The sequence below is a fragment of the Bacillota bacterium genome (genome assembly GCA_040754675.1).
Taxonomy (GTDB): Bacteria; Bacillota; Limnochordia; order Limnochordales; family Geochordaceae; genus Geochorda.
On record JBFMCJ010000517.1, the window covers coordinates 1 to 2,821 of the forward strand.

4 protein-coding genes are annotated in these 2,821 nt (G+C 66.8%); all 4 read right to left on the minus strand.

Translation table 11 applies throughout. The features are described from left to right. Nucleotides 1-833, minus strand: an 833-nt coding sequence (gene yedE, locus AB1609_20025; protein ID MEW6048731.1) for a YedE family putative selenium transporter, incomplete at its 3' end; no start/stop codon positions are given. A 39-nt stretch (nt 834-872) separates the two neighbouring features. Continuing rightward, nucleotides 873-1,616 (minus strand): DUF364 domain-containing protein, encoded by a 744-nt coding sequence (locus AB1609_20030; protein ID MEW6048732.1) that lies wholly within the window; start codon nt 1,614-1,616, stop codon nt 873-875. 23 nt (nt 1,617-1,639) lie between these two features. Further along, on the minus strand, nt 1,640-1,999 hold the full coding sequence (locus AB1609_20035) for a LysR family transcriptional regulator (protein ID MEW6048733.1): 360 nt from the start codon (nt 1,997-1,999) through the stop codon (nt 1,640-1,642). Continuing rightward, nucleotides 1,996-2,673 carry a nucleotidyltransferase family protein gene (locus AB1609_20040; protein ID MEW6048734.1) on the minus strand — a complete coding sequence of 226 codons (678 nt, stop codon included), beginning with the start codon at nt 2,671-2,673 and terminating at the stop codon, nt 1,996-1,998. Before AB1609_20040 ends, AB1609_20035 begins: the two co-directional genes overlap by 4 nt. Nucleotides 2,674-2,821 lie beyond the last annotated feature (148 nt).

The window sequence follows — 2,821 nt, forward strand, 5'->3', positions numbered from 1 at the left end:
CCCAGCAATACGGATCCCAAGCCGGCGCCAGCCATGCCCAGGAAGTTAAAGAGACCATCGGCATGGGCAACCGGCTGGTTGGCCAGCCCGAGGTGGAACCTGCCCAACGCTGCATTCGCCGCCAGCGCTGCGAGAAAGAGGGCCGCAAAACCCGAAAGCAGGTGAAAGTCCCGCAGTAGAATGGCGTCTCTGATGCCACCCATCATGCACAGGCGCGTGCGCTGGGCCGCCGCCCCTACCACCATGCCAGCGACCAGCCCCACCGGCACCGCCACGTGCAGCGAACCCGGGCCCTTGGCACTGAAGAACACGAAGGATGGCCTTGTGACCAGCAGGAACAGCAGGGCCAGGGCGAAAAGCGGCGCCAGGAACCGGTTGACCCGGGGCTGCGGCTGGCTCCGCCCCAGGGAGTACCCCGCCCGAAGATAGAGAACACCTACGTACACACCCGCCGCGAAGCCAGCAAATCCATAAAGGGCCGTGAGGTCCCCGCCCGCGAGGCGCAGCACCATCCGCAGCGGGCACCCCAGGAAAATGAGGGCACCGATGGCAACGGCCATGCCCAGGAAAAAGCGCAGCACAGGGCTTGACCCGCCGCGGGCCCGCCATTCACGACCGAACGCCGCAGCCAGACAGGAACCCAGGAGAAACCCCATGATTTCCGGCCGCAGGTACTGCACTGTCGACACCCGGTGCAACCCCAGAGCACCAGCCGCATCCCGGGTGAAGCACACTACGCACAGGCCCATGTTGGGCGGATTCCCCAACCAAGCCAGCCCCGCTCCCACCAGGCCCACGACGATCCCGGCCAGAATGACAGCCTTCTTGTCCATGGTCCTGTCTTCCCCCCCATGCCAGAGCATCTTTGCGCTTCAACCCGCAATGCCGGGATCCTTGACCAGCGTGACCAACCTCACGCCCCTACCGTGAAACTGGTTGAACACAACTCCCTCAGAAACCAAGCGCAACACCGTGGGTGGATCGGTCACCACCGTGCCGGAAACAAGCTGCACCCCGTGGTCGAACCAAACAGGCGAAAGAGGCGTCGTGGGACCCAGTACCATGACCAGGGCATCCTTACGGCAAAGGCCCAGGAGGTCGTCCATGGTATCGTTGATGAGAGCCGTGCCGGTGATGGCCACCACGTCAGCCTCCGGTATCACGCGCTCCGCCTCGCCAGCCGGCAGATCACCCTCCCGGGGCCGCCTCTCCAGCACCCACAGCTTCCCGGCTACCTCCCGCAACTGCGGCACAAAGGGGAAGTGACCCACCACGCACACCCTCTTCCCCTGGCCCCACTCGACCAACAGGTCCGCCGCATTCACCTCACGGCACCGCGCGAGATCCACTTCGAGGAGCGAATTCAGCGCAGCAAGAGCTACGCTGCGCTCAAGCAGACTGCCACTCCCCCCGTAGCTGCATAACCCCCGAGCCGTCATGCTGGTGAGATTACCGGCTTCCCGGACCGGGGGACCGGATGAGTGCTCGTGCTCGAACACCGTGGAAGCCAGACCGCAATTGCGGCTCCACACCCCGGTCCAGAAGGGGCCGATCCTCACTTCCCTGACCGGCGCATCACCATCCGCGGTGGAGATGATCTCCTCCAGGACCCCCATGCCACCACCCCCATTTCGACGACTCAGTCCGGCTCCTCCGGCCAGCCAAAATGGGCGAAGTTCCGCCGGTACAGCTCGGCCAGATCCTGCGCCACCTGCTCCCGGAAACGGCGGTAGTGTACCATGAGTTCTCGCGCGCGGGCCGTCACCACGGAGCCGCCCCCATGCCGGCCTCCCGAACGGCGCTCGAGCAGCGGGAACCCGAGCGCCTTCTCCAGCTTCCTCACGAGATACCAGGCCTTGTTGTAAGACATCCCCATCTCCGCCGCAGCCTGACGCAGGGAACCCAACCGCTCAACCCGCTCCAGCATTTCCAGCGGGCCGTCGCCGAACGCTTTGCCCAGCTCCTCGTGTTCCAGCCAGACCTTGTACCGCAGCCTCACCGGTCCACCACCTTCGTGCCGGGCCGCCCGTCCGCCTCTCTCCTCTCCTGGCTACCGGAACCGGCCCCCCGCAGCAGCCCGACATAGTCGTCCCAGGTGTCCAGGTCCACCAGCACCTCTTCCCCCGCCGGTACCTCTACCACCGCCTCCGGATGGGCACGCAGCAAGGCACGCCCCCCCTGGTCTCCCTGCACCTTCGCCAGGTCACCGAAAAAGCCACGGCCAAAGAGCACCGGATGCCCCCGCCGCCCGCGGCAACTCGGCACGATGATCGACCGCTCCCCCCTCGTCGACCTGAGTTCTTCGTACCGGGCGACCAGCGCGTCGATGTGATCCGCCCTGACCAGGGGCATGTCGCACAGGAGGATCACCACCCCGGCGGCACCACCGGGTAGCGCTCCCACCCCCACGCGCACCGACGAGGACTGGCCGCCTTCCAGGTAGGAGGGATTGTACACGAGCCGCAGGCGGCCGGGCGCCGAGGCCACCAGCGGCTCCAGCACCTGCTTCATCTCCCCGAACCGGTGACCCAGCACGACGATCACCGGGTCCACCCGGGCACCCAGCGCCTGCCGCACCACGTGCACCAGCAGGGGCTCTCCTTCCCAGGGCAAGAGCTGCTTCGCATGCCCCAGGCGCGCAGAAACGCCGGCCGCCAGTACCACCGCCGCCACGCTCCCTATGGCGGACCACCTCCCGCACCGTGCGTGCCGGGAAACAACCCGCCCCCCGCACCCACTACCCCGACCACCACCGACCACTTCCGGCAGGTGGTCAACAGGACCTGGGTCGCTCCCATCCCCAGCAGCTCCGCCGCCACCC